This is a genomic window from Janthinobacterium sp. TPC_1, assembly GCF_056037845.1.
The window spans coordinates 3373329-3393773 of record NZ_CP195157.1; the positions used below are offsets into that span (position 1 = coordinate 3373329).

Annotated in this window: 20 protein-coding genes and 3 pseudogenes; 15 read left to right on the forward strand and 8 right to left on the reverse strand. The window is 64.5% G+C overall.

Translation table 11 applies throughout. The features are described from left to right. Nucleotides 1-3 precede the first annotated feature (3 nt). The 3 genes from ACQVLG_RS16585 to ACQVLG_RS16595 all read left to right on the forward strand — a co-directional run bounded on the left by ACQVLG_RS16585 (nucleotide 4) and on the right by ACQVLG_RS16595 (nucleotide 2247). On the forward strand, nucleotides 4-804 hold the full coding sequence (locus ACQVLG_RS16585; RefSeq protein ID WP_474290238.1) for a toxin-antitoxin system YwqK family antitoxin: 801 nt from the start codon (nucleotides 4-6) through the stop codon (nucleotides 802-804). Between the two features lie 82 nt (nucleotides 805-886). Next, complete coding sequence (locus tag ACQVLG_RS16590; protein ID WP_474290239.1) at nucleotides 887-1378, forward strand: MarR family winged helix-turn-helix transcriptional regulator; 492 nt, start codon at nucleotides 887-889, stop codon at nucleotides 1376-1378. A gap of 77 nt (nucleotides 1379-1455) precedes the next feature. Next, a complete protein-coding gene (locus tag ACQVLG_RS16595; RefSeq protein WP_474290240.1) occupies nucleotides 1456-2247 on the forward strand; it encodes a toxin-antitoxin system YwqK family antitoxin in 792 nt (263 codons plus the stop codon). Here the strand turns inward: ACQVLG_RS16595 and ACQVLG_RS16600 are convergent. Both ACQVLG_RS16600 and nhaR read right to left on the reverse strand, forming a co-directional pair. Further along, nucleotides 2244-3566 (reverse strand): chloride channel protein, encoded by a 1323-nt coding sequence (locus tag ACQVLG_RS16600; RefSeq protein ID WP_230541803.1) that lies wholly within the window; start codon nucleotides 3564-3566, stop codon nucleotides 2244-2246. The genes ACQVLG_RS16595 and ACQVLG_RS16600 overlap by 4 nt on opposite strands. A gap of 115 nt (nucleotides 3567-3681) precedes the next feature. Next, complete coding sequence (nhaR, locus tag ACQVLG_RS16605; RefSeq protein WP_474290242.1) at nucleotides 3682-4581, reverse strand: transcriptional activator NhaR; 900 nt, start codon at nucleotides 4579-4581, stop codon at nucleotides 3682-3684. 159 nt (nucleotides 4582-4740) lie between these two features. Here nhaR and ACQVLG_RS16610 point away from each other — a divergent pair. Continuing rightward, nucleotides 4741-5702, forward strand: a pseudogene (locus ACQVLG_RS16610) (TerC family protein). A 70-nt stretch (nucleotides 5703-5772) separates the two neighbouring features. Beyond that, nucleotides 5773-6174, forward strand: coding sequence for a TerB family tellurite resistance protein (locus tag ACQVLG_RS16615; RefSeq protein ID WP_077401482.1), 402 nt, complete (start codon nucleotides 5773-5775; stop codon nucleotides 6172-6174). A 6-nt stretch (nucleotides 6175-6180) separates the two neighbouring features. Here the strand turns inward: ACQVLG_RS16615 and ACQVLG_RS16620 are convergent, their stop codons facing one another. Both ACQVLG_RS16620 and ACQVLG_RS16625 read right to left on the reverse strand, forming a co-directional pair. Then, nucleotides 6181-6534, reverse strand: coding sequence for a YnfA family protein (locus ACQVLG_RS16620; RefSeq protein ID WP_474290244.1), 354 nt, complete (start codon nucleotides 6532-6534; stop codon nucleotides 6181-6183). Continuing rightward, nucleotides 6531-7745 carry a sugar diacid recognition domain-containing protein gene (locus tag ACQVLG_RS16625; RefSeq protein ID WP_230541799.1) on the reverse strand — a complete coding sequence of 405 codons (1215 nt, stop codon included), beginning with the start codon at nucleotides 7743-7745 and terminating at the stop codon, nucleotides 6531-6533. Before ACQVLG_RS16625 ends, ACQVLG_RS16620 begins: the two co-directional genes overlap by 4 nt. Before the next feature lie 147 nt (nucleotides 7746-7892). Between ACQVLG_RS16625 and ACQVLG_RS16630 the strand changes: the two are divergent. Together ACQVLG_RS16630 and ACQVLG_RS16635 are read left to right on the forward strand one after the other, a co-directional pair. After that, nucleotides 7893-9222 (forward strand): annotated as a pseudogene (locus ACQVLG_RS16630) (MFS transporter). Between the two features lie 87 nt (nucleotides 9223-9309). Continuing rightward, nucleotides 9310-10542 carry a glycerate kinase type-2 family protein gene (locus tag ACQVLG_RS16635; RefSeq protein WP_474295673.1) on the forward strand — a complete coding sequence of 411 codons (1233 nt, stop codon included), beginning with the start codon at nucleotides 9310-9312 and terminating at the stop codon, nucleotides 10540-10542. On the opposite strand, the gene ACQVLG_RS16640 is transcribed toward ACQVLG_RS16635, so the two are convergent. Then, nucleotides 10543-11559 carry a zinc-binding alcohol dehydrogenase family protein gene (locus tag ACQVLG_RS16640; RefSeq protein WP_474290245.1) on the reverse strand — a complete coding sequence of 339 codons (1017 nt, stop codon included), beginning with the start codon at nucleotides 11557-11559 and terminating at the stop codon, nucleotides 10543-10545. Between the two features lie 95 nt (nucleotides 11560-11654). Here ACQVLG_RS16640 and ACQVLG_RS16645 point away from each other — a divergent pair, with 95 nt between their 5' ends. The 5 genes from ACQVLG_RS16645 to ACQVLG_RS16665 all read left to right on the forward strand — a co-directional run bounded on the left by ACQVLG_RS16645 (nucleotide 11655) and on the right by ACQVLG_RS16665 (nucleotide 16864). Then, a complete protein-coding gene (locus ACQVLG_RS16645) occupies nucleotides 11655-12560 on the forward strand; it encodes a LysR substrate-binding domain-containing protein (RefSeq protein ID WP_474290247.1) in 906 nt (301 codons plus the stop codon). 96 nt (nucleotides 12561-12656) lie between these two features. Beyond that, the gene (locus ACQVLG_RS16650) at nucleotides 12657-13868 is read left to right on the forward strand and encodes a DUF1800 domain-containing protein (protein WP_474290248.1); all 1212 of its coding nucleotides are present in this window, start codon (nucleotides 12657-12659) and stop codon (nucleotides 13866-13868) included. Continuing rightward, on the forward strand, nucleotides 13769-14197 hold the full coding sequence (locus tag ACQVLG_RS16655; RefSeq protein WP_474295674.1) for a DUF1800 family protein: 429 nt from the start codon (nucleotides 13769-13771) through the stop codon (nucleotides 14195-14197). The genes ACQVLG_RS16650 and ACQVLG_RS16655 overlap by 100 nt, the downstream gene beginning before the upstream one ends. 141 nt (nucleotides 14198-14338) lie before the next feature. Continuing rightward, complete coding sequence (locus ACQVLG_RS16660; protein WP_474290250.1) at nucleotides 14339-15523, forward strand: DUF1501 domain-containing protein; 1185 nt, start codon at nucleotides 14339-14341, stop codon at nucleotides 15521-15523. A gap of 216 nt (nucleotides 15524-15739) precedes the next feature. Then, nucleotides 15740-16864: an AI-2E family transporter gene (locus tag ACQVLG_RS16665; RefSeq protein ID WP_230541792.1), complete on the forward strand. Its 1125-nt coding sequence runs from the start codon at nucleotides 15740-15742 to the stop codon at nucleotides 16862-16864. A 107-nt stretch (nucleotides 16865-16971) separates the two neighbouring features. Here ACQVLG_RS16665 and ACQVLG_RS16670 read toward each other — a convergent pair whose 3' ends face one another. Next, nucleotides 16972-17196, reverse strand: coding sequence for a hypothetical protein (locus tag ACQVLG_RS16670; protein ID WP_010396348.1), 225 nt, complete (start codon nucleotides 17194-17196; stop codon nucleotides 16972-16974). A gap of 147 nt (nucleotides 17197-17343) precedes the next feature. On the opposite strand from ACQVLG_RS16670, the gene ACQVLG_RS16675 reads away from it, so the two are divergent. The 3 genes and pseudogenes from ACQVLG_RS16675 to ACQVLG_RS16685 all read left to right on the forward strand — a co-directional run bounded on the left by ACQVLG_RS16675 (nucleotide 17344) and on the right by ACQVLG_RS16685 (nucleotide 19839). Further along, on the forward strand, nucleotides 17344-18096 hold the full coding sequence (locus ACQVLG_RS16675; protein ID WP_474290253.1) for a phosphatase PAP2 family protein: 753 nt from the start codon (nucleotides 17344-17346) through the stop codon (nucleotides 18094-18096). Between the two features lie 5 nt (nucleotides 18097-18101). Continuing rightward, nucleotides 18102-19017 (forward strand): annotated as a pseudogene (locus ACQVLG_RS16680) (diacylglycerol/lipid kinase family protein). A gap of 3 nt (nucleotides 19018-19020) precedes the next feature. Beyond that, complete coding sequence (locus tag ACQVLG_RS16685) at nucleotides 19021-19839, forward strand: metallophosphoesterase family protein (protein ID WP_230541789.1); 819 nt, start codon at nucleotides 19021-19023, stop codon at nucleotides 19837-19839. A 29-nt stretch (nucleotides 19840-19868) separates the two neighbouring features. On the opposite strand, the gene ACQVLG_RS16690 is transcribed toward ACQVLG_RS16685, so the two are convergent. Both ACQVLG_RS16690 and ACQVLG_RS16695 read right to left on the reverse strand, forming a co-directional pair. Further along, a complete protein-coding gene (locus ACQVLG_RS16690) occupies nucleotides 19869-20159 on the reverse strand; it encodes a type II toxin-antitoxin system RelE/ParE family toxin (RefSeq protein ID WP_474290255.1) in 291 nt (96 codons plus the stop codon). Beyond that, nucleotides 20152-20397, reverse strand: coding sequence for a type II toxin-antitoxin system ParD family antitoxin (locus ACQVLG_RS16695; RefSeq protein ID WP_230541787.1), 246 nt, complete (start codon nucleotides 20395-20397; stop codon nucleotides 20152-20154). The genes ACQVLG_RS16690 and ACQVLG_RS16695 overlap by 8 nt, the downstream gene beginning before the upstream one ends. Between the last annotated feature and the right edge of the window lie 48 nt (nucleotides 20398-20445).

Genomic DNA, 20445 nt, shown 5'->3' on the forward strand with positions numbered 1-20445 from the left:
AAAATGCGCCTGGCCCTGCTGGCGGCGCTCATGACGGTGCTGCCGCTGGCGGCGCAGGCGCAGGCGCCGGCTGGCGGCACATCGTTCTATGACAGCGGCCGGCTCCAGCAAAAAGTGACCGTGCTGCCGAACGGGCGCGACCGCATTGCCGAGACCTACCACGAGAATGGCCAGCTGATGAACCGCATCACTTACCACGGCCAGCGGATGGCCGATGGCGAGTATGTGTCGTATGGCCCGAATGGCAAGGTCAGCAGCCGCGCTTTCCTGAAGGACGGCAGGATGCATGGCTTGCAGCAATTGTTTTACGCCGACGGCAAGCTGTTCCAGCGCAGCCATTTCATCCATGACAGGCAGGATGGCGAGGCCGTCACCCTGGCCGAGGATGGCAAGGTGCTCGCCAGCATGATATGGCGCAATGGCGAGCCCGACGGCTGGTCGTTCGACAGCCATGACAATGGCCAGCTGGCGCAGAGAGCGCTGTACCGCAGGGGCAAGTTGCTCCGCATGCAGAAGTGGGGCAGCAATGGCCAGCCGACCGTTGCCTGGCAGCAGGATGCGCAAGGGCGCGAGCAGGGCGACGTGACGCAGTGGCATGACAGCGGCGTGCGCGCCCAAGTCACTCCCATGCGCGACGGCCAGCGCCACGGCTTGCTGCAAAGCTGGTACGGCGACGGCAGCCTGCGGCAACTGGTGCCCTACGAACACGGCAAGAAGCACGGCGTCGAGCGCGAGTGGGATCCGTCCGGCAAGCTCGTGCTGGAGCAGGCCTGGCGCCATGGGGAGCCTGTAACAAGCAGTTAGTGGAGGGCCGTCTTTGCAGGTATCATGCAGGGATTCCGGCCCGCCAGCAGGCGCGAAGCCGGCAGGATAACTGGAGGCAACGGTGGTGGAAGCGGAAGTATCGGCGGTGGCCAAGGCGCAAAGCCTGGCCTTGCAAAACATGCGCGTCGTCATGCGCGCGGCGCAGCGGCATTCGGCACAGGTCGAAAAGCAATGCGGCGTGTCGGGCGCACAACTGTGGGTGATGCAGGAATTGCTGGAGCGGCCAGGCCTGCGCATGGGCGAGCTGGCAAGCAAGATGTCCATCCACCAGACGACGGCCAGCAACTTGGTCGAGGCGCTGGTGAAAAAAACCTATGTGCGCAAGGCGCGCGACCAGCCCGACCAGCGCGTCGTGACGCTGACCCTGACGGTGGAAGGGCATGCCGTGATCGCCGGCGCGCCGCAGCCGGCGCGCGGTTTGCTGCCCAGTGCGCTGGCGCAGCTCGATGCCGCCAGCCTGGCGCACCTGAACCATGGCTTGAGCGCCTTGCTGGCCGTCGTCGCCCCCGATGACAGGCAGGCGGGCATGCAGCCTTTTCCGTTCACCATGTAGCCGCCGGCAAGCGTGTGGCCGGGCCGCTCCGCTTGCCCTTATCATCGGCGCTGTCGCAGTGTTGATGAAAGCATGCCTTGAAGATCGTCATTCCCGTTTTGCTGGCTACCGTCCTGGCCGGTTCATCCCTTTCCATGGCCACTGAGTCGGCCACCCGATACTTCGACGCGGATTATCAGCCTGCCGGGCGGGCCGCCGCCATGTACGAGCAGCGCGCGCCGCTGCGCCACGACGCGGGCCGCCAGGCCTGGCACTGGCAGCTGCACTTCGCGCAGCCGCCAGGCAAGCTGCACATGGATGCCTGGCTGCGCGGCGCGGATCCTGAGTCGTCCGACTACGTCCACCAGCGCAGCGTGTATTTCGCCGATGGCCAGCCGGCGCTGCTGGAAGAGCGCAACGGCGAGGGCGACTTCGACGGCGTGAACGTCGCCTGGTATGCGGATGGCACGCTAAAAAGCCGCAAGGCTTACCGCGGCGGCGAGTACGAGGGCTTGCATAGCCACTACCATGCGAATGGCCAGCTGAGCCGTGAATTGCGGTACCAGGCGGGCCAGCCTGCCGATGGCGAATACCTGAGCTTTGACGAGCGTGGCCAGGTCAGCAACCGCGCCCATTTTGCCGATGGCGTGCTGTCGGGCGAAGTGACAGCGTTTCATCCGAATGGCCGGCTGGCCGAGCGCGGGACGTACCTGGACGGCCAGCGCGAGGGCCTGTACGAGGCCTGGTGGCCGGACGGCCGCGAAAAAGCGCACCTCCATTACGTGCATGGGGAAAAGCACGGGCTGGAGCGCAACTGGGCCGAGGACGGCACGCGCACCGTTTGCGCATGGCAGGACGGCAGCTTGCTGCGCCCCTGCAGCCATTTTTAGTTCGGTGGCGCCGGCAGCCGCTGCAGCTGCAGCTGGGCCAGCGCGCCGTACAGCGGTTCGCTGAGCACGCGCGAGACGGTGCTGGCCACCACCGCGCAGGCCATCAGGCTCAGCACCATGCCGTGGCCGTCGACCATTTCCATGACGATGATGAACGCCGTCAGCGGCGCCTGCGTGGCGGCGGCCAGGAAACCCACCATGCCCAGCGCGATCAGCGCGGGCGCGTGCGGGTAGTGCAGCAATTGCGCAATGTCATGCCCGATGCCGGCGCCGATGGCCAGGGATGGGGCGAAGATGCCGGCCGGCACGCCCGACCACACGGTCAGCCACGTCGCCACATATTTGAAGGCCACAAAGGCCGGTGCCGCGTCGCTGGAACCTTCCAGCATGGCGCGCGTGGCCACGGTGCCGCTGCCGAACGTGGCGCCGTGGCTGGCGATGCCGATGGCCGCCACCAGCAAACCGCAGACGGCGGCGAACAGCACGGGCCGGCCTGTTCTCCACGCGGACAATTTCCCCAGCGGATTGCCCCGGGCGGACGCCAGCAGCAGCCGCGCAAACAGGCCGCCGGCCACGCCCGCGACCAACGTTACCAATAAACCTGGCAGTGCCAGCGCCAGGCCGATGGGGCCCGGATGGATGATGCCGAAATGGGTGGCATTGCCGTGGATGGACACGGCCATCATGCCGGCCAGCACGATGCCGGCGACAATCAAGCCGCTGTTGCGCTGCTCGGGCGAGCGCGACAATTCCTCGATGGCGAACATGACGCCCGCCAGCGGCGTGTTGAAGGCGGCCGCGATGCCGGCCGCGCCCCCGGCCACCAGCAGCGAGTGGGCGCTCACCTGCGAATGGCGCGGCAGCCAGCGCCGCGCGGCGAGCATCACGCCGGCGGCGATCTGCACGGACGGCCCTTCGCGCCCCAGCGACAATCCCCCCAGCAAGCCGCCCGCCGTCAGGCCGATTTTCGCGGCGCTGAGTTTCAGGGACACGAACAGCGAGCGCTGCTCCGGCGCCACGGCCGGGTCCAGTGCCGCCATCACTTGCGGGATGCCGGAACCGGCCGCGCCCATCGCGTAGCGGCGCGTCAGCCAGACGAGCAGGGCGGCGCAGGCGGGCGTCCACAGCAGGGCGAACCACCAGGCCTTGCCGTTAAAAAAGAGAAAACAATCGAGCGCTGTTTCCGCCAGCCACGTAAAGCCCACGACGACGAGGCCCGCGACGGCGGCCATGCCGACGACGACGGCGCGCGACCACCACAGGCGCGGGTTGGCAAATTCATGCTTGAAGGCAGAGGGGATGTCGTGCAAGTGCTTCATTGCGGCAAGTCCTGGAAGGGGCGCGCAAGGCGTCGGGGAGGCTTGCCATTATATAGATGTATTTGCTCAAATGTATTTGCGGGGTTTTAATTGTGGAACTTCAGTTGTGGAACTGCTACACGAACAGTTCGCGCCGCGCGCTCTGGCTGATGGCGACGGTGGCCGGGTGGCTCAAACGGCGTTCCGTGGTGATCGCATACACTTGCTCGACGAGGCTGTCGACCCGCCCCAGCGCCACCACGCCATGCTGTTCGCATACCTGGGGCGCGATCACGGTGGGGGCGAAGAACAGGCCGGCGCCGGACTGGCCGAACGCTTGCATCATGGCACTGTCGTCGAATTCGCCCACGATGCGCGGGTGCAGATTGTGCTCGCCCAGCCATTGCAGCAGGCGGCCGTAGATGGCGAAATCCTCGCCCGGCAGCAGCAGCGGCGCGCCGTCGAGGCAGCGGGGAAAGCCGCCTTCCAGGGTGGCAGCCAGCGCCGGCGTGCCGAACAGGGTCATGCCGCTTTCGCCCAGCAGGTGGTTGTAGCCGCGCACGCTCAAATGGGACGGCATGGGGCGGTCGGCGATGATCAGGTCCAGCCGGTGCACGGCCAGATCCGCCAGCAGGCTGGCCAGCCGGCCTTCGCGGCAGATCATGCGCAGCGGTTCGGCCAGGCCCAGCGCCGGTTCGACGAGGCGGCAGGCGATCAGTTTCGACACGGAATCGGCGCAACCGACGCGAAACGTGGTCGTCGCCGTGCGCGACTGGTCACGCACGATTTCCAGCAATTCATCGCCCGTGCTGAAGATCTCTTCCGCATGGCTGAGGATGCGCCTGCCCGTCTCCGTCAATTCCAGCTTGCGCCCGCTGCGGCGGAACAGTTCCACGCCCAGGGTGTCGGCAAAGTCGCTGAGTTGGCCGGAAATCGATTGCGGCGTCAGGTGCAGCTGCTCGGCCGCGCGGGCGATGCTGCCCGTCTTGGCCACCATCCAGAAATAGCGCAAGTGCTTGAAGTTGAGTGTCGACATGTTTGTTCCCGGCAAATTAATGCATCGACTTTTTCGATGTATTCGTAAATTATATTCGATTTGTTCGATGTTTATATTCAGCCTATGATGACTGCTCAATTCATGCAAGGAGAATGCCATGGGCATCAGGATACAGACAGATTATTGCGGAGGCCGCCGATGAACGGCCTGGAGAGCATTGCAACGGCGCCCATGTGGGCCGGTTTCATCGCCTTCGTCCTGCTGATGCTGGCGCTGGACTTGTTCGTCTTCGGCGGCAACAAGGCGCACAAGGTGGGCGTCAAGGAAGCGGCGACGTGGTCGCTCGTGTGGGTCAGCCTGGCCCTGCTGTTCAACGGCGGCCTGTGGTGGTATCTGAACGGCACGGCCGGTCCCGAGATCGCCAACCAGAAGGCGCTGGAGTTTTTCTCCGGCTACCTGATCGAAAAAGCCTTGTCGGTCGATAACGTGTTCGTCTTCCTGCTGATCTTCAGCGCCTTCCAGGTGCCGATCCAGTACCAGCGCCGCGTGCTGATCTATGGCGTGCTGGGCGCGATCGTCATGCGCGCCGTGATGATCATGGCCGGCGCGTGGGTGGTGAGCGAGTTCAGCTGGGTGCTGTACCTGTTTGGCGCCTTCCTGTTGATTACCGGCATGCGCATGCTGGTGGCGGCCGATGCGGAACCGGACGTGGCGAACAACCCCGTGCTGCGCTTTGCCGCCGCCACTTGCGGGTGGCCGACGGCGACCACGGCGAGCGTTTCTTCGTGGCAAAGGGCGGTTTGCGCTATGTCACGCCCCTGTTCCTCGTGCTGATCCTGATCGAGGTGACGGACCTGGTGTTTGCGGTGGACTCGATCCCGGCGATCTTCGCCATCACGACGGATCCGTTCATCGTCTTCACGTCGAACCTGTTCGCCATCATGGGCTTGCGTGCCTTGTACTTCCTGCTGGTGGACGTGGCGGACCGCTTCCACATGCTCAAGTATGGCCTGGCGATGGTGCTGGTGTTCATCGGCGCCAAGATGCTGGTCATGCCGTGGTACCACGTGCCGGTGGAAGCGTCGCTGCTGGTGGTGGCGGTGCTGATCGTATCGAGCTGCGTGGCGAGCGTGTTCATCACCCGCAGCGACAAAAAGTAAAACTGCAGTACGGCGCGCCCCGCACGGCGGTGGCGCGTCTTTTGATCAATCACAATGAAAGAATGAAATCATGCGTACCTATGAAGCGAACAGTCCCCAGGCAGCGGGACGTATCCTGGCCCTGATGATGGTGGTCGATGGCAACCTGGCAAGCGCCGAGCTGCAGGCCATGCACCGAAGCAAGATCCTCGAGCATATCGACCTCGAACCGGCCGCCTTCCAGCAACTGCTGCAAGACTTGTGCGACGATATGCTGACCTCGACCGTGCATGGCGCCGTGCAACTGGCCCATGGCGTGATCGACAGCCTGCTCGATGAAATCACGGATCCTGACTTGCGCCGCAAGCTGCTGCAAGCGATGTGGAAGATCGCCGACGCGGACGACTGGCTGGCCGATGGCGAAGCCGTGCTGCTGGCCCGCGCCAGCGCGGCATGGTCGGCGGAAACGAATTTCCGCGCGCATGCCGCTTGATGCACATCAAGCCGTCTTATGCCCCATGGCAATGACGGCGGCGCCGGCCAGGGCCAGGCCTACGCCCGTCATATCGGTCCAGGCGGGCGTGACGCCGTCCACCAGCCACAGCCATCCCAGCGCCGTGGCGATATAGATGGCGCCATACGTGGCGTAGACCCTGCCGCTGGCGGCCGGGTGCAGGGTCAGCAGCCACACGAAGAGCAAGAGGCTGACGGCGGCCGGCAACAGCAGCCAGGCGCTGCCCTTGTTGCTCAGCCACAGCATGGGCAGATAGCAGCCCAGCAGTTCAGCCACGGCCGTGACGGTAAACAGCCCGAAGGTGCGGGCAAGACTGGTCCACTCGATGGCGTCGTTCATGGCATTCCTGTTTTTTCAGTCGGGCCGCCATTGTAGCCGGGCGAACCTTCATTGAGCTGCAGGGCAACATACAGCAGCAGGCGGTCATCCGTGTCGTCTAGATCCAGCCCCGTCAGTTCGGCGATCTTTTGCAGCCGGTAATCGAGCGTGTTGCGGTGGATGTGCAGCGCCCTGGCCGTGGCCATCGGGTGGCTGTGGTGGCGGAACCAGGCGGCCAGGGTGCGCATCAGGGTGCCCGCCTTGCGGTCGTGCGCCTGCAGGCGGGCCAGGGTCTGGCGCAATTGCTCAGCCTGCCAACCGTCCTGCAGGCCGGACAGCAGCACGGGCAGGCTCAGTTCCAGATACGAAAAAGTGGCTTGCGCGCCATCGCGGGCGCGTCCCACGCGGGCCGTCTGCTTCGCCGATTCATATGAAGCCGTCGCCCCGTCGAGGCCCGGCAAGGCCACGCCCATGGACAGGGTGGCGGCCGGCGCGAGCGCCTGCTGCGCCACCTGGTGCAGTTCGAGCAGGCGCTGCCTGGCCTGTGCCGCGCGCGCCTGCTGCGGGCCGCTGGCGGGAAAGGCGTCGAGCAATACCAGTTCGCCTGGCGAGACGACGGCCATCAGCAGGGCAGGCCAGCGCGCCGACAGGTCGGACTGCACTTGCTGCAGCTGCGTCAGCACCTGGTCCAGCCGCTCGCCCGGGCCTTCTCCCGCATCGGGAATTTCCAGCACGAACATGGCGCGCGGCACGCGCAGATCGACGGCCAGGCGCGCCGCCCACGCCTGCATGCTGGCGTCCGAAATGCCCGTGCGGTAGACGAGCTGGAACACGAATTCCTCGCGGTAGCGCTTTTCGTGCTGCAACTCGCTGAGCAGCCGCGCCTGCTCCAGCATCATTTCCGCCATGGCGCGCACCAGTTCGCCGAACTGGCGCACGGCATCGGGCTCGCCCGTCAGGCCCAGCACGCCGCAAATCTCGCCGCGCACCGTCAGGGGCAGGTTGATGCCGGCCCGCGTGCCGGGCAGCCTGGCCATGTCGGCCGCGCCGATTTCCACGCTGGCGCGCCGGGCCAGCGCCAGTTGCGCGCCCGGATGCAGGTCGCCCACGCGCTGCGGGTCGCCGCTGGCCAGGATCACGCCGCGCGCATCGATGACGTTGACGCTGAACGGGATGATGTGCATGGTGCGCCGGACGATGTCTTGCGCCAGGGGAAAATCGATGCTCGGCATGGCTGGTCGCCTTATGGTTTTGTGCATTTGCATGGAATCATCGGATTAAACACTATATTTCTTCGTGCATCCGCCCGATGACTGTTTCTGCCGGCGATTGTACGATGGGCTGCTCGTATCCCATAAAAAAATACTCAGGAGACACCCATGACCACCCAACCAGGCGCCAGCCTGCCCGCCGGCGCGTCCGCGCAGGACCGCGTGCGCGAAGGCGCCTACCGCAAGGTCACCTTGCATCTGATCCCCTTCATCTTCATTTGCTACCTGTTCAATTACCTGGACCGCGTGAATGTCGGCTTTGCCAAGCTGCAAATGCTCGATGCGCTGCAATGGAGCGAAAGCGTGTACGGCCTGGGCGCCGGCATTTTCTTCATCGGCTACGTGGCCAGCGGCGTGCCCAGCAACCTGCTGCTGCACCGCCTGGGCGCGCGCAAGGTCATCGGTACCCTGATGATCGCCTGGGGCATCGCTTCGGCCTGCCTGATGTTCGTCACCACGCCGGCCGCGTTCTACTCGCTGCGCTTCATCACGGGTGTTCGAGGCAGGCTTCTTCCCCGGCATCGTGCTGTACTTTACGAACTGGTATCCCGCTTCGCGCCGGGGCCGCATCATGGGCCTGTTCATGTCGGCCATTCCCATTTCCGGCTTGCTGGGCAGCCCCTTGTCGGGCTGGATGATGCAATCGTTCGCGGGCCACGGCGGCCTGGCCGGCTGGCAATGGATGTTCTTGCTGCAAGGCATCCCTACCGTGCTGCTGGGCTTTCTCGTGTACGTGCTGCTGAACGACGGCATCGCCCAGGCGAAGTGGCTGAATACGGAAGAAAAGCAGCTGCTGCGCGCCGACCTCGACGAGGACGAACGCCAGCGCCGCAACGGCGCGAATACGGCCGACACCTTCGCCAGCGTCTTGCGCAACAAGCACGTGTGGATGCTGGGCCTCGTGTATTTCTGCATCCAGATGGGCGTGTATGCGATCAACTTCTGGCTGCCCACCATCGTCAAGTCGCTGGGTTTTGCCAGCCCCGTCGCCGTGGGCTGGATCAGCGCCATTCCCTACCTGTGCGCCAGCATCTTCATGATCTGGGTGGGCCGTTCGGCCGACAGGCACAAGGAACGCCGCTGGCATTTGAGCGGCCCCCTGCTGATGGCGCTGTGCGGCTTGCTGCTAGCCACCCAGGCGCACGGCAACGTGGTCGTCGCCATCATCGGCCTGTCGCTGGCGACCATGGGCGCGCTGTCCGGCCTGCCCATGTTCTGGCCCCTGCCCACGGCGTTCCTGGGCAGCGCGGCGGCGGCCGGCGGCCTGGCGCTGATCAATTCGCTGGGCCAGGTGGCCGGCTTCGTCAGCCCCTTCCTCGTCGGCTGGATCAAGGATGCGACGGGCGGCACCGACGTGGCCCTGTATATTCTTTCCGCAGTCATGCTGCTGGGCGCCATACTGGTGCTGCGCGTTCCCGCGCGCATCGTTAATCGCTAAGTGAACCGTTGAACGAACCTGCCATCGAACCGAGGAATTGACAATGACGATGACGACACCGCCGTGCCGCGCGCCTTGCTGCAAGCCATGTTCCACGCCGCCATCGAGGCGGCGCAGCCATCGCACTGCATACCGCCCCATCTGCCGCCCGCGCCCAAGGGACGGCTGATCGTCATCGGCGCCGGCAAGGCCTCGGCCGCCATGGCGCAGGCCGTGGAGCGGCACTGGCCGGGGCCGCTGTCGGGCCTCGTCGTCACGCGCTACGGCTATGCCGTGCCCTGTGAACGCATCGAGATCGTGGAAGCGTCGCACCCCGTGCCGGATGCGGCCGGCATGCAGGCGGCGCAGCGCATGCTGGAATTAGTTGCCAACTTGCAGGCGGACGACACGGTGCTGTGCCTGATCTCGGGCGGCGGCTCCTCGCTGCTGGCCCTGCCGCTGGACGGCATCACGTTGGCCGACAAGCAAGCGTTGAACCGCGCATTGCTGGCGTCGGGCGCCACCATCGGCGAAATGAATTGCGTGCGCCGCCATTTGTCCGCCATCAAGGGCGGCCGGCTGGCGGCCGCCTGCCATCCGGCGCAAGTCATCACTCTGGCCATCTCCGACGTGCCAGGCGACAAGCTGGGCGATATCGCCTCCGGCCCCACGGTGGGCGACGCGACGACGTGCGAGGATGCGCTGGCCATCGTGCACCGCTATGGCATGGACTTGCCGGACAGCATAAGAGCAACGCTGGAAAGCGGGCGCGGCGAATCTGTGAAACCCGGTGACCCGCGCCTGGCGCGCACGCGCACGACCCTGGTCGCCACGCCGCAGATGGCCCTGGAAGCGGCGGCCGCCGTGGCGCGCGCGGCCGGCGTCACGCCGTATATATTAGGCGACAGCCTGGAAGGCGAAGCGCGCGACGTGGGCAAGGTCATGGCCGGCATCGCGCTGCAAACGGCGGTGCGGGGCCAGCCGTTTCCCGCCCCGTGCGTGCTGCTGTCTGGCGGCGAAACGACGGTCACCGTGCGCGGCAATGGCCGCGGCGGGCGCAACGTGGAATTTTTGCTGCTGGCGCTGGGCATCGCGCTCGATGGACAAGCGGGCATCCATGCGCTGGCTGGCGACACGGATGGCGTCGACGGCCAGGAAGAGATCGCCGGCGCGCTTCTGGCGCCCGACACCCTGCAACGGGCTTGGGCGCTGGGCATCAGGCCCCGCGACAGCCTCGACAACAACGATGGCCACGGCTTCTTCCAGGCACTGGGAGACGCAGTGATCACGGGCCCGACATTGACGAATGTCAATGATTTCCGGGCCATCCTGATTACCTGATCAGTTAAAACCTTCCAGGACGATTTTTCCCTTCGCCGTATTGCTCTCCAGCAAGGCATGCGCGCGTTTCAAATTCGCCGCATTGATCGTGCCGAAGCGCTCGGCCACGGTGGTCTTGATGATGCCCGCATCCACCAGCTGCGCCAGTTCTTCCAGCAAGGCATGCTGCTGGACCATGTCGGCCGTCTGGAACAGGGAACGGGTAAACATCAGTTCCCAGTGCAGGGACACGCTCTTGCCCTTGAACTTGCGCACGTCGATGTGCTCGGGGTCGTCGATCAGGGCAAATTTCCCCTGCGGCGCGATCAATTCGACGATCTGTTCGAAATGCTTGTCCGTCTGGTTCAGGCTGATGACGTAATCGACGGGCGGTAAACCCAGGCGCGTGATTTCGGCGGCCAGCGGCAGGCTGTGGTCGATCACGTGGTGCGCGCCCAGTTGCTTGACCCAATCGGCCGTTTCCGCGCGCGACGCCGTGCCGATGATGGTGACGCCTGTCAATTGCCGCGCCAGCTGCACCAGCACGGAACCGACGCCGCCGGCCGCGCCGATCACGAGCAGCGACTTGCCTGTCAGACTCTTGTCGCGGCTCAGCTGCAGGCGGTCGAACAGCAGTTCCCAGGCCGTGATCGCCGTGAGCGGCAGGGCGGCGGCCGCAGCGAAATCGAGGCTGGCCGGCATGTGGCCGACGATGCGCTCGTCGACGAGCTGGAATTCGCTGTTGCTGCCGGGGCGGTTGATGGCGCCCGCGTACCAGACCTTATCTCCCGCCTGGAACAGGGTGACGTCGGGGCCGACGGCCGTGACGACGCCGGCCGCATCCCAGCCCAGCACTTCCGGCTGGCCGTCTTTCGGCGCGCGGTTCTTGCGCACCTTGGTGTCGACGGGGTTGACGGAAATGGCGTGCACGGCGACGAGCAGGTCGCGCCCCGTGGCGACGGGCACGGGCAGCTCGATGTCGAGCAGGGCGTCGGTATCCGTGATGGGCAGGCTGTGGTGGTAGGCGATGGCTTTCATGTGCTTCCTCGTTGAGTGGATACCGTATGATGGTCGTATTGTCGCCCTGGAAAAAGGGGGCGCGTACCGAAACACTTTCAAAGGAATGCTGAAAATTGCTGCGACTCGATGACTTGCAGGTGTTTGTGCGCACGGCCGACCGGGGCAGTTTGTCGGCGGCCGCGCGCGAGATCGGCATCTCGCCCGCGCTGGCCAGCGCCGCCGTCAAGCGCCTGGAAGGGGAGCTGGGCTTGCGCCTGCTGGCCCGCACGACCCGTTCGCTGAGCCTGACGCCGGAAGGCACGCAATATCTGGAACATGCGCGCGAAGCCTTGCGCCTGCTGCGCGCGGGCCACGACGCACTGCTGGCCGGCAAGGACAGTTTCGGCGGAACCTTGAAAATTGCCATGCCTTCCGACCTGGGCCGCAACCTGATGCTGGGCTGGCTGGACGAGTTCCAGTTGCGCCATCCGAAACTGCAGTACCAGCTCAGCGTCAGCGACCGGGTGGCCGACATGGTGCGCCAGCAAGTCGACGTGGCCCTCCGCTATGGCCAGCAAGACGATTCGAGCCTGATCGCCATGCCGATCGCCCCCGCCAATGACCGCGTGCTGGTGGCCTCGCCCGCTTACCTGCGCGAACACGGCCCGTTGCTGGCGCTGGAAGACTTGTCGCAGCGCAATTGCCTGCGCTTCGCGCTGGAAGACGGCTTGCACGACCGCTGGACCTTTTACCGCCTGCCCCAGCGCGAGCAGGTGACGGTGTCCGTCAGCGGCAACCGCAGCGCCGACGACGCCGACCTCGTGCGGCGCTGGGCCGTGGCGGGCCTCGGTATCGCCTGCAAATCGCGGCTCGATGTGGCAGGCGACCTGGCCGCCGGGCGCCTGCAAGCGCTGTTGCCCGAGGTGGCGGGCGAGGCCACGCCCCTGCACCTGGTCTGCACGCACCGGGCGCAAGTGACGCCGCTGGTGCTGCAGCTGCGCGATTTCCTGCGCGACAAGTGTGCGGAATTAATAAAATAACATTATTAATTACAACTCGTTGCAAATGGCAATCATGCGCGGGTCAAGCTGGGCGTACCCTCAGGCATTCTGCATGAAACCGCTTGAAGGATAGCCATGACCCCCAACCGATTATTGCCGACAGTCTTGATGTCCCTGCTGCTGGCCGGCTGCACCGCAACGCAACCTGCCGCCCAGGCCGATCATCGCGCGCCGGCCAGCGCCGCGCAGGACATTGCCATGCTGCAAAGGGTCAGCTGGGGCGTGAACGGGGGCAGCGTGCGCCAGCTGCAGCAGCAAGGCTGGAATGCCTGGCTGCAGGCGCAGTTGCATCCAGGCAAGGCCAGCCTGCCGCCCGCCGTGCAGGCGCAGATCGACGCCATGACCATCAGCCAGGTGCCGCTCGATCAGCTCGTCATGTCCGTGGAGCAAAAGCGCAAGGCGTCCGCCGGCGTCATGGACGACATGGCGAAGCAGCAGGCGCAAAAGGAGTATCAGCAGGAACTGAATCGCCTGGCGCGCGAGGCGGCCACGCGCTCGCTGTTGCTCGACGTGTATTCGACTAACCAGTTGCAGCAGCAGCTGAGCTGGTTCTGGCTCAACCATTTCAGCGTGCACCAGGGTAAGCACAATCTGCGCGCCATGGTGGGCGATTACGAGGCGAACGCCATCGCACCGCATGCTTTGGGGAAATTTCGCGACTTGCTGGGCGCCACCGTCCACCATCCGGCCATGCTGCGCTACCTGGACAATGAAGCCAATGCCGTCAAGCGCATCAATGAAAACTATGCGCGCGAGCTGATGGAGCTGCACACCCTGGGCGTCAACGGCGGCTACAGCCAGACGGACGTGCAGGAACTGGCGCGCATCCTGACCGGGGTGGGCGTGAACCTGGGGCCGGAGACGCCGAAGGTGAAACCGGGCTTGCAATCGCAATACGTGCGCCGCGGCTTGTTCGAATTCAATCCGAACCGCCACGATTACGGTGATAAACAATTCCTGGGGCAAACGGTGAAGGGCAGGGGACTGGCCGAGCTCGATGAAGCGCTGGACCGCCTGAGCCGCAGTCCCGCCACCGCGCACTTTATCAGCGGCAAGCTGGCCCAGTATTTCGTCGGCGACAATCCGCCCGAAGCGCTGGTGGCGCGCATGGCGGCCACCTTCCGGCAAAGCGACGGCATGATCTCCGACGTGCTGCAGACCATGTTCAGCAGTCCCGAGTTCAGGCAATCGCTGGGCAAGAATTCAAGGACCCCATGCATTATGTGGTGTCGGCCGTGCGCCTCAGCTATGACGATAAGCCCATCCTCAACGCGGGCCCCATGCTGAGCTGGCTCGCGCGCATGGGCCAGCCCCTGTACGGGCGCCAGACGCCCGATGGCTATCCCTTGACGGACGCTGCCTGGGCCAGCCCCGGCCAGATGACGACGCGCTTCGATATCGCCCGCACCATCGGTTCGGGCAGCGCCGGCCTGTTCAGGACGGAGGGCCCGCAGCCGCAGGAAAAAGTCGCGTTTCCCCAGCTGGCCAGCGCTCTGTATTACCAGTCGCTGCAGCCAGGCCTGAGTCCGGCCACGCGCCAGGCCCTGGACCAGGCCGCCTCGCCGCAGGAGTGGAATACATTTCTGCTCTCTTCGCCGGAAATGATGCACCGCTAAAACGCCTGCCAAAACCTGCTGCGCGTCGCGACTTGCGGCCTGCGATGCTCACTGTGCATTCGCACAGTTCCGCGTCTCGGCCACAATTCACTGCCGCTCGCTACGGTTTTGTTCACGCGTTAAATACTGAAAGGAGTTGCCATGAACCGTCGTGACCTGTTGAAAGCCCTGGCCGCCGCGCCCTTGCTCACCCATGCGGGCAGCCTGCTGGCCGCGCCCGCCACGGATGCAAAGCTGCTGTTCGTCTTCCTGCGCGGCGGCTATGACGCGAACAATCTGCTGGTGCCGGTCGGCAGCGATTTTTACTATGCGTCGCGGCCGAATATTGCCATCGCGAAACCCGGTGAAGACAATGGCGCGCTGGCCTTGAACGGCGACTGGGCCCTGCATCCGGCCTTGCGCGAGAGCATCTACCCCATGTTCACCGGCGGCGAGGCGGCCTTCATTCCGTTTGCGGGCACGACGGATTTGACGCGCAGCCATTTCGAGACGCAGGACAGCATCGAACTGGGACAGGAGATCGGCGGCCGGCGCGATTTCCGCTCGGGCTTCTTGAACCGGCTGGCGCAAAGCCTCAATGGCAGCAAGCACGCCATTTCCTTCACGGACCAGCTGCCGCTGATCTTCCAGGGCGGCGTGCAAGTGCCGAACATGGGGCTGCGCTCGGTGGGCAAGTCCGGTATTGATGCGCGTCAAAGCCAGCTCATCGCCGCCATGTACCAGGGCACGCCCTTGCAGCAACCGGTCAGCGCGGGCTTTGCCGTGCGCGCGGACGTGAGCCGGGAATTGACGGGAGAAATGCAGGCGGCCAACCGCAACGCCATCAGTACCAAGGGTTTTGAACTGGAGGCGCAGCGCATCGCCCGCTTGATGAAGGACAAATACAACCTCGGTTTCGTCGACGTGGGCGGCTGGGATACGCACGTGGGGCAGGGCGGCGCCAACGGCTACCTGGCGGGGCGCTTCGACGAACTGGGGCGGGGCCTGGCCGCGTTTTCGCAGGAAATGGGCAGCGCCTGGCGCAATACCGTGGTCGTCGTCGTCAGCGAATTTGGCCGCACCTTCCGCGAAAACGGCAACCGCGGCACGGACCATGGCCACGGCAGCGTCTTCTGGGTGCTCGGCGGCGGGATCAAGGGCCGGCAGGTGGCGGGCGAGCAGGTGGCGATTTCGCAGGCGACGCTGTTCCAGAACCGCGACATGCCCGTGCTGAATGAGTACCGGGCCGTGCTGGGCGGCTTGCTGCGCCGCACCTTCGGCTTGACCCCGGCGCAACTCGATCACGTGTTTGCCGGCGTCAAACCGGTGGAGCTGGGACTCGTGTAAATCAGCGAACCTCCGTGTTACGCTACGCCTGCGCAACTGGCGCGTAGCCTAGCACCTATCAAAACCTACTGCGCGTCGTAATTTGCGGCCTGCGATGCTCACTGTACCTTCGTACAGTTGCGCTTCTCAGCCACAACTTCCTTCCGCTCGCTACGGTTTTGTTAGGCGCTATAAGCCCGTACACCTTTACAGTGTGCTGGGCATGAATGGAGTGGTATGACCGATACCCAGCGCGACATCGTCAGCGCAGGCTTTTCCCTGGCCCTGATCGCCGTGACGGCCTTCGTCATGCAGCGTTTCTTTTTGCCCCTCGTGTGGGCCGGCATCCTGTGCGTGGCCACCTGGCCCCTGTACCTGCGCGTGCGCGCGGCGCTGGGCCAGCGCACCCTCATCGCGGCAGCCGTGCTGACCCTGGCGTTTGCCTGCATCTTCATCATTCCCGTGCTGTTCGGCGTGGCGCAGGCGGCGCGCGAAGTGCCCGTGCTGGCCAATTTCGTCGTCCATGCGAATACGGATGGCTTGCCCGTGCCGGACTGGGTGGCGCACATTCCCCTGGCGGGCAGCGCCATCGGCGACTGGTGGCAAGCCACCCTGAGCCAGCCCCACGGCCTCGGCCACTTCTTTGCGGGCAGCGCCGTGGGCGGCTTTCACTCCGCGCGCGACATGCTGAAAGTCCTCGGCGCGGACGTCTTCCACCGCCTCGTCGACTTCGGCCTGGCGTTTTTATGCCTGTTTTTCTTTTACAAGGATGGCGAAGCGCTGACGCGCCAGATCACGGCCGTCGGCAGCCATTTCCTGCGCCCCGAACGGTGGGGGCGCTATGCGCAAAAGATTCCGACGGCCATCCGCGCTACCGTCAACGGCCTGGTGCTCGTGGGGCTGGCCGAAGGCGTGCTGATCGGCTTCGCCTATGCGATTGCCGGCTTGCCGTCGCCGGCCCTGTGGGCGTTCGCCACGGGCATCCTGGCCATCATCCCATTTGGCGCGCCGCTCGCTTACCTGTGCGCGGCCGCCTTGCTGGTGTTCCAGGGCAATGTGGGCGCCGCCATCGGCGTGGCCGCGTGGGGCACCGTGGTGCTGTTCGTGGCCGACCATTTCGTGCGCCCTGGCATGATCGGCAATGCCACCCGCTTGCCCTTCCTGGCCGTGCTGTTTGGCATTCTGGGCGGCGTGGAAACCCTGGGCCTGGTGGGCCTGTTCATTGGCCCCGTCGTGATGGTGTTGTTCGTCACGCTGTGGTACGAAGCGAATGTGTTTGACAAGCTGCCGCCTGCCAACCCGCTTGCCGACGCAAGTGCCGAAACACCTGCCAGCCCGGCCGCACCGGAACGCACGCAGTAATGAGGGGTCGGCCAGCGTTGCCGCCGGCCGGTACTGGCGCGCTCCTGGCGTGGCCGGACGGAGCTGACTTGATAACAGGGTGCGAACACCTTGTTTTAAAGTCATTCTTAATGCGCCTTGGATAAAATGAGGAGCCAACGGCGCATCAGCAGCACTTCAACATAGCCCGGCTCGATGCCCGTACCGCACTCGATCAAGGGATTGACGGTGTAGTAGCGCTTGCGGAAGTCGCGGCAGACGAGGATTTCGCGCTTGCCCATGCGGACGAGGAAAGAGCTTGGGGCGTATTCCAGGCCGAACCGTGAGCCAAAACCGCTATTCAATGTTGCCATGACAATTCCTTTGAGGGAGATGTGTTGAACGAGTCATCAGAATAGCATAACTACTGTATGAAAACACAGCTACTGTATGAATAAACAGTATTTTTTTACTGGTGTGGTTTTTTTGATCATCGCCAGGGACATGAAAGAGAGATGAGTTTGCAAGAGAAAAATGACATGGGCATGACCACGGGCTGGACCCTTAAACTGCGCCGCTTCGTCGAGGCGCGCCTGTCGCCCGAGGGCGAGCTGGGACTGCACATGACGGTCGGCGTGGCGCTGATGCTGGTGGCCATCGTGGTCTTCCACGAGATCGCCGAAGCTGTGATGGGCATGGAGCAGATCACCGTGATCGATCTGCAGGTGGCGCAGTGGTTCAACCAGCATGCCGTGCCGTGGATCACCAGCGTGCTGCTGGTCGTCACGCATATGCATGGCGTGATCGGCGCCATCACCCTGGCTACCTTGCTGGGCTGGTATCTGCACCGCAAGGGAGCCAATTACTGGCTGTTTACCCTGGTCATCACCATGCCGGGCGTCATGTTTTTGAACCTGCTGTTAAAGTACATTTTTGTCCGCGCGCGGCCCAGCTTTGACGAGCCCATCCTGCAGACGGCCTTGAGCACGTACAGCTTTCCCAGCGGCCATACGGCCACGTCGACAGCCCTGTACGGTCTGCTGGCCGCCTACCTGATTTGCCAGACGGCACCGGGCGCCTGGGGCAAGCGCATCGCCATCGCGCTGGCAGCCTTCCTGATGGCGGCGCTCGTCGGCTTCAGCCGCATTTACCTGGGCGCGCATTACCTGAGCGATGTGCTGGCGGCCATGGCGGAAAGCTATGGCTGGCTGGCCATCTGTATCGCCGGCGTGTCGACCCTGCGCCGCCGCCGGCATATCCGGCAAACCAGATAAGGGGAGTGATCCTGAGCAAGATTGCAGTCATCATCAATGCGGGCGCCGGCTGCGGCTATGCGCCCGACTGGGCGCAGCAGCTGGAAGCGCAATTCCTCGCCGTCGGCCTCGATGCCGCCATCACCCTGGCGCAAAGCGGCGCCGAGATGATCGCCACGGCCGAACAAGCCTTGCGCGATGGCGCGCCCATCGTCGTGGCCGGCGGCGGCGATGGCACCATCAATGCCGTCGCCTCCGTCGTCGTCGGCAGCGGCACGCCGTTTGGCGTCTTGCCGCTAGGCACCTTGAACCATTTCGCCAAGGATCTGAATATTCCCCTCGCGCTGGAGGCGGCCATCGCCAATGTGGCGCAGGGCTTGCGCGTGAAGGTCGATGTGGGCGACGTCAATGGCCGCATCTTTCTGAACAATTCCAGCCTGGGTTTGTATCCCGATATCGTGCGCGACCGCGAAAAGCAGCAGCGCCGGCTGGGACGGGGCAAGTGGCTGGCGTTCGGCTGGGCGCTGGTGGCCGCCTTGCGCCGCTATCCGTTTCTCAGTGTGCAATTGAAACTCAACGATGCCGTGCATGCGCGGCGCACGCCTTTCGTTTTCATCGGCAATAATGAATACCTGATGGAAGGCTTGAATATCGGCGAGCGCGAACGGCTCGATGGAGGCCAGTTGAGCCTGTACGTGGCGCAACGTCCCGGGCCGCCTCGGCTTGCTGAAGCTGGCCTTGCACGCGCTGTTCGGCAAGTTGTCGCAAGCCAAGGATTTCGACGTGCTGACGGCCACCGACCTGGAAATCGCCACGCGGCACCGCCGCCTGCGCGTGGCCACCGATGGCGAAGTGACCGTCATGAATACGCCGCTGCAGTACCGCATCCGTCCCGCCGCGCTGGATGTGATCGTTCCCGCGCCGGCGCCAGCCCAGGAGTAGGCCATGCGTACCCTCGTGCATTTATCTGACTTACATTTCGGCAAGGTCGATGCGGCCCTGCTGGCGCCCCTGCGCGCGCTGGTCGAGCGCCTGGAACCGGACGTGGTCGTCGTCTCGGGCGACCTTACCCAGCGGGCCCGCAGCGTGCAATTCCAGCAGGCGCGGCACTTTCTCGACAGCTTGCCGGGGCCGCAGATCGTGGTGCCAGGCAACCACGACGTGCCCCTGTATAACGTCTTTTCCCGCTTCCTCACGCCGCTGGTGAAGTACCGGCGCCATGTGACGGATGACCTGACGCCCGAATATATCGATGAGGAAATCGCCGTGCTGGGCATCAATACGGCCCGCTCATTGACGTTCAAGGATGGCCGCATCAGCCATGAGCAGATCGATTTCCTGCGCGAACGGCTGGGCCGTTTGCCGCCCGGTTTGACGCGCATCATCGTCACGCATCATCCGTTTGACTTGCCCGAGCATTTCGACAAAGATGACCTGGTGGACCGCGCACCGCTGGCGCTGCAAATGTTTTCCGAATGCGGGGTCGACCTGCTGCTGGCGGGCCATCTGCACGCCAGCGTGGCGGGCAACACGGCCGAACGCTACAAGATCGCCGGCTACGCCGCCCTGATGGTGCAGGCGGGCACGGCCACGTCCACGCGGGGGAGGGGCGAGTCGAACTCGTTCAATGTGCTGCGCGTGGAAAACAGCTGCATCCGGGTCGAGCGCTACAGCTGGAGTGACGAGAGTGCCGACTTTGAAAAGGTCAGCACGGAAGCGTTTGAACGCCAGGGCGGGGTGTGGGCCAGTTTGCGGCCGCTGTGAGGCGCCGCATGCGCGCGATGGATTATTGACTACAGATGGCGTGCCGGATCCATGCGGTCATGCAAAATGCGCACGATGGCAATGCCATAGTGAGTGATGCGGAAATAAATCATGTGCCGTCCCACTTTGCGGCGCCGGTAGCCGGGCCGGATCTGCTCGCATGCCGGTGCCGTCTCGGGCGTGCGCGCCAGCTCATCGAAGGCCGCCGTCATGTTGTCAAGATAAGCACTGGCCTGCTGCACGCTCCACCGCTGCGACGTATACGCCCAGATCGCCTCAAGATCATGCTCGGCGGCGGGCGTCAGCCGGTATTTAGCCATGCGCTGCCAGCATTCTCTGCTTGAAAGCCCTGGCGTCGAAAGGCTGGGGTTCGCCGCTGGCCTCGCCTTCCACCAGCGCCGCGCGGATCGCATCGAGTTCGGTGCTGCGTTCCTGTTCACGCCGGATCAGGTCTCGGATGTACTCGCTGTCGTTGGTATAGCGCCCGGCGTCAATTTGCGCCTTGATCCAGTCGTCCTGCTGCTCCGTCAAGGTAATGGTCTTGCGCACGGTGCCCATGGTGGTCAGCTCCAGAGATGAGTAGTACGACGATCATCATACTATTGG

Excerpts from the sequence above, each read along its gene's own strand:
- ACQVLG_RS16585 (WP_474290238.1), top strand. The coding sequence starts at position 4 with ATGCGCCTGGCCCTGCTGGCGGCGCTCATGACGGTGCTGCCGCTGGCG.
- ACQVLG_RS16600 (WP_230541803.1), bottom strand. The coding sequence starts at position 3,566 with ATGAAGCACTTGCACGACATCCCCTCTGCCTTCAAGCATGAATTTGCC.
- nhaR (WP_474290242.1), bottom strand. The coding sequence starts at position 4,581 with ATGTCGACACTCAACTTCAAGCACTTGCGCTATTTCTGGATGGTGGCC.
- ACQVLG_RS16615 (WP_077401482.1), top strand. The coding sequence starts at position 5,773 with ATGCGTACCTATGAAGCGAACAGTCCCCAGGCAGCGGGACGTATCCTG.
- ACQVLG_RS16620 (WP_474290244.1), bottom strand. The coding sequence starts at position 6,534 with ATGAACGACGCCATCGAGTGGACCAGTCTTGCCCGCACCTTCGGGCTG.
- ACQVLG_RS16625 (WP_230541799.1), bottom strand. The coding sequence starts at position 7,745 with ATGCCGAGCATCGATTTTCCCCTGGCGCAAGACATCGTCCGGCGCACC.
- ACQVLG_RS16635 (WP_474295673.1), top strand. The coding sequence starts at position 9,310 with ATGTTCCACGCCGCCATCGAGGCGGCGCAGCCATCGCACTGCATACCG.
- ACQVLG_RS16640 (WP_474290245.1), bottom strand. The coding sequence starts at position 11,559 with ATGAAAGCCATCGCCTACCACCACAGCCTGCCCATCACGGATACCGAC.
- ACQVLG_RS16650 (WP_474290248.1), top strand. The coding sequence starts at position 12,657 with ATGACCCCCAACCGATTATTGCCGACAGTCTTGATGTCCCTGCTGCTG.
- ACQVLG_RS16660 (WP_474290250.1), top strand. The coding sequence starts at position 14,339 with ATGAACCGTCGTGACCTGTTGAAAGCCCTGGCCGCCGCGCCCTTGCTC.
- ACQVLG_RS16665 (WP_230541792.1), top strand. The coding sequence starts at position 15,740 with ATGACCGATACCCAGCGCGACATCGTCAGCGCAGGCTTTTCCCTGGCC.
- ACQVLG_RS16670 (WP_010396348.1), bottom strand. The coding sequence starts at position 17,196 with ATGGCAACATTGAATAGCGGTTTTGGCTCACGGTTCGGCCTGGAATAC.
- ACQVLG_RS16685 (WP_230541789.1), top strand. The coding sequence starts at position 19,021 with ATGCGTACCCTCGTGCATTTATCTGACTTACATTTCGGCAAGGTCGAT.
- ACQVLG_RS16690 (WP_474290255.1), bottom strand. The coding sequence starts at position 20,159 with ATGGCTAAATACCGGCTGACGCCCGCCGCCGAGCATGATCTTGAGGCG.
- ACQVLG_RS16695 (WP_230541787.1), bottom strand. The coding sequence starts at position 20,397 with ATGGGCACCGTGCGCAAGACCATTACCTTGACGGAGCAGCAGGACGAC.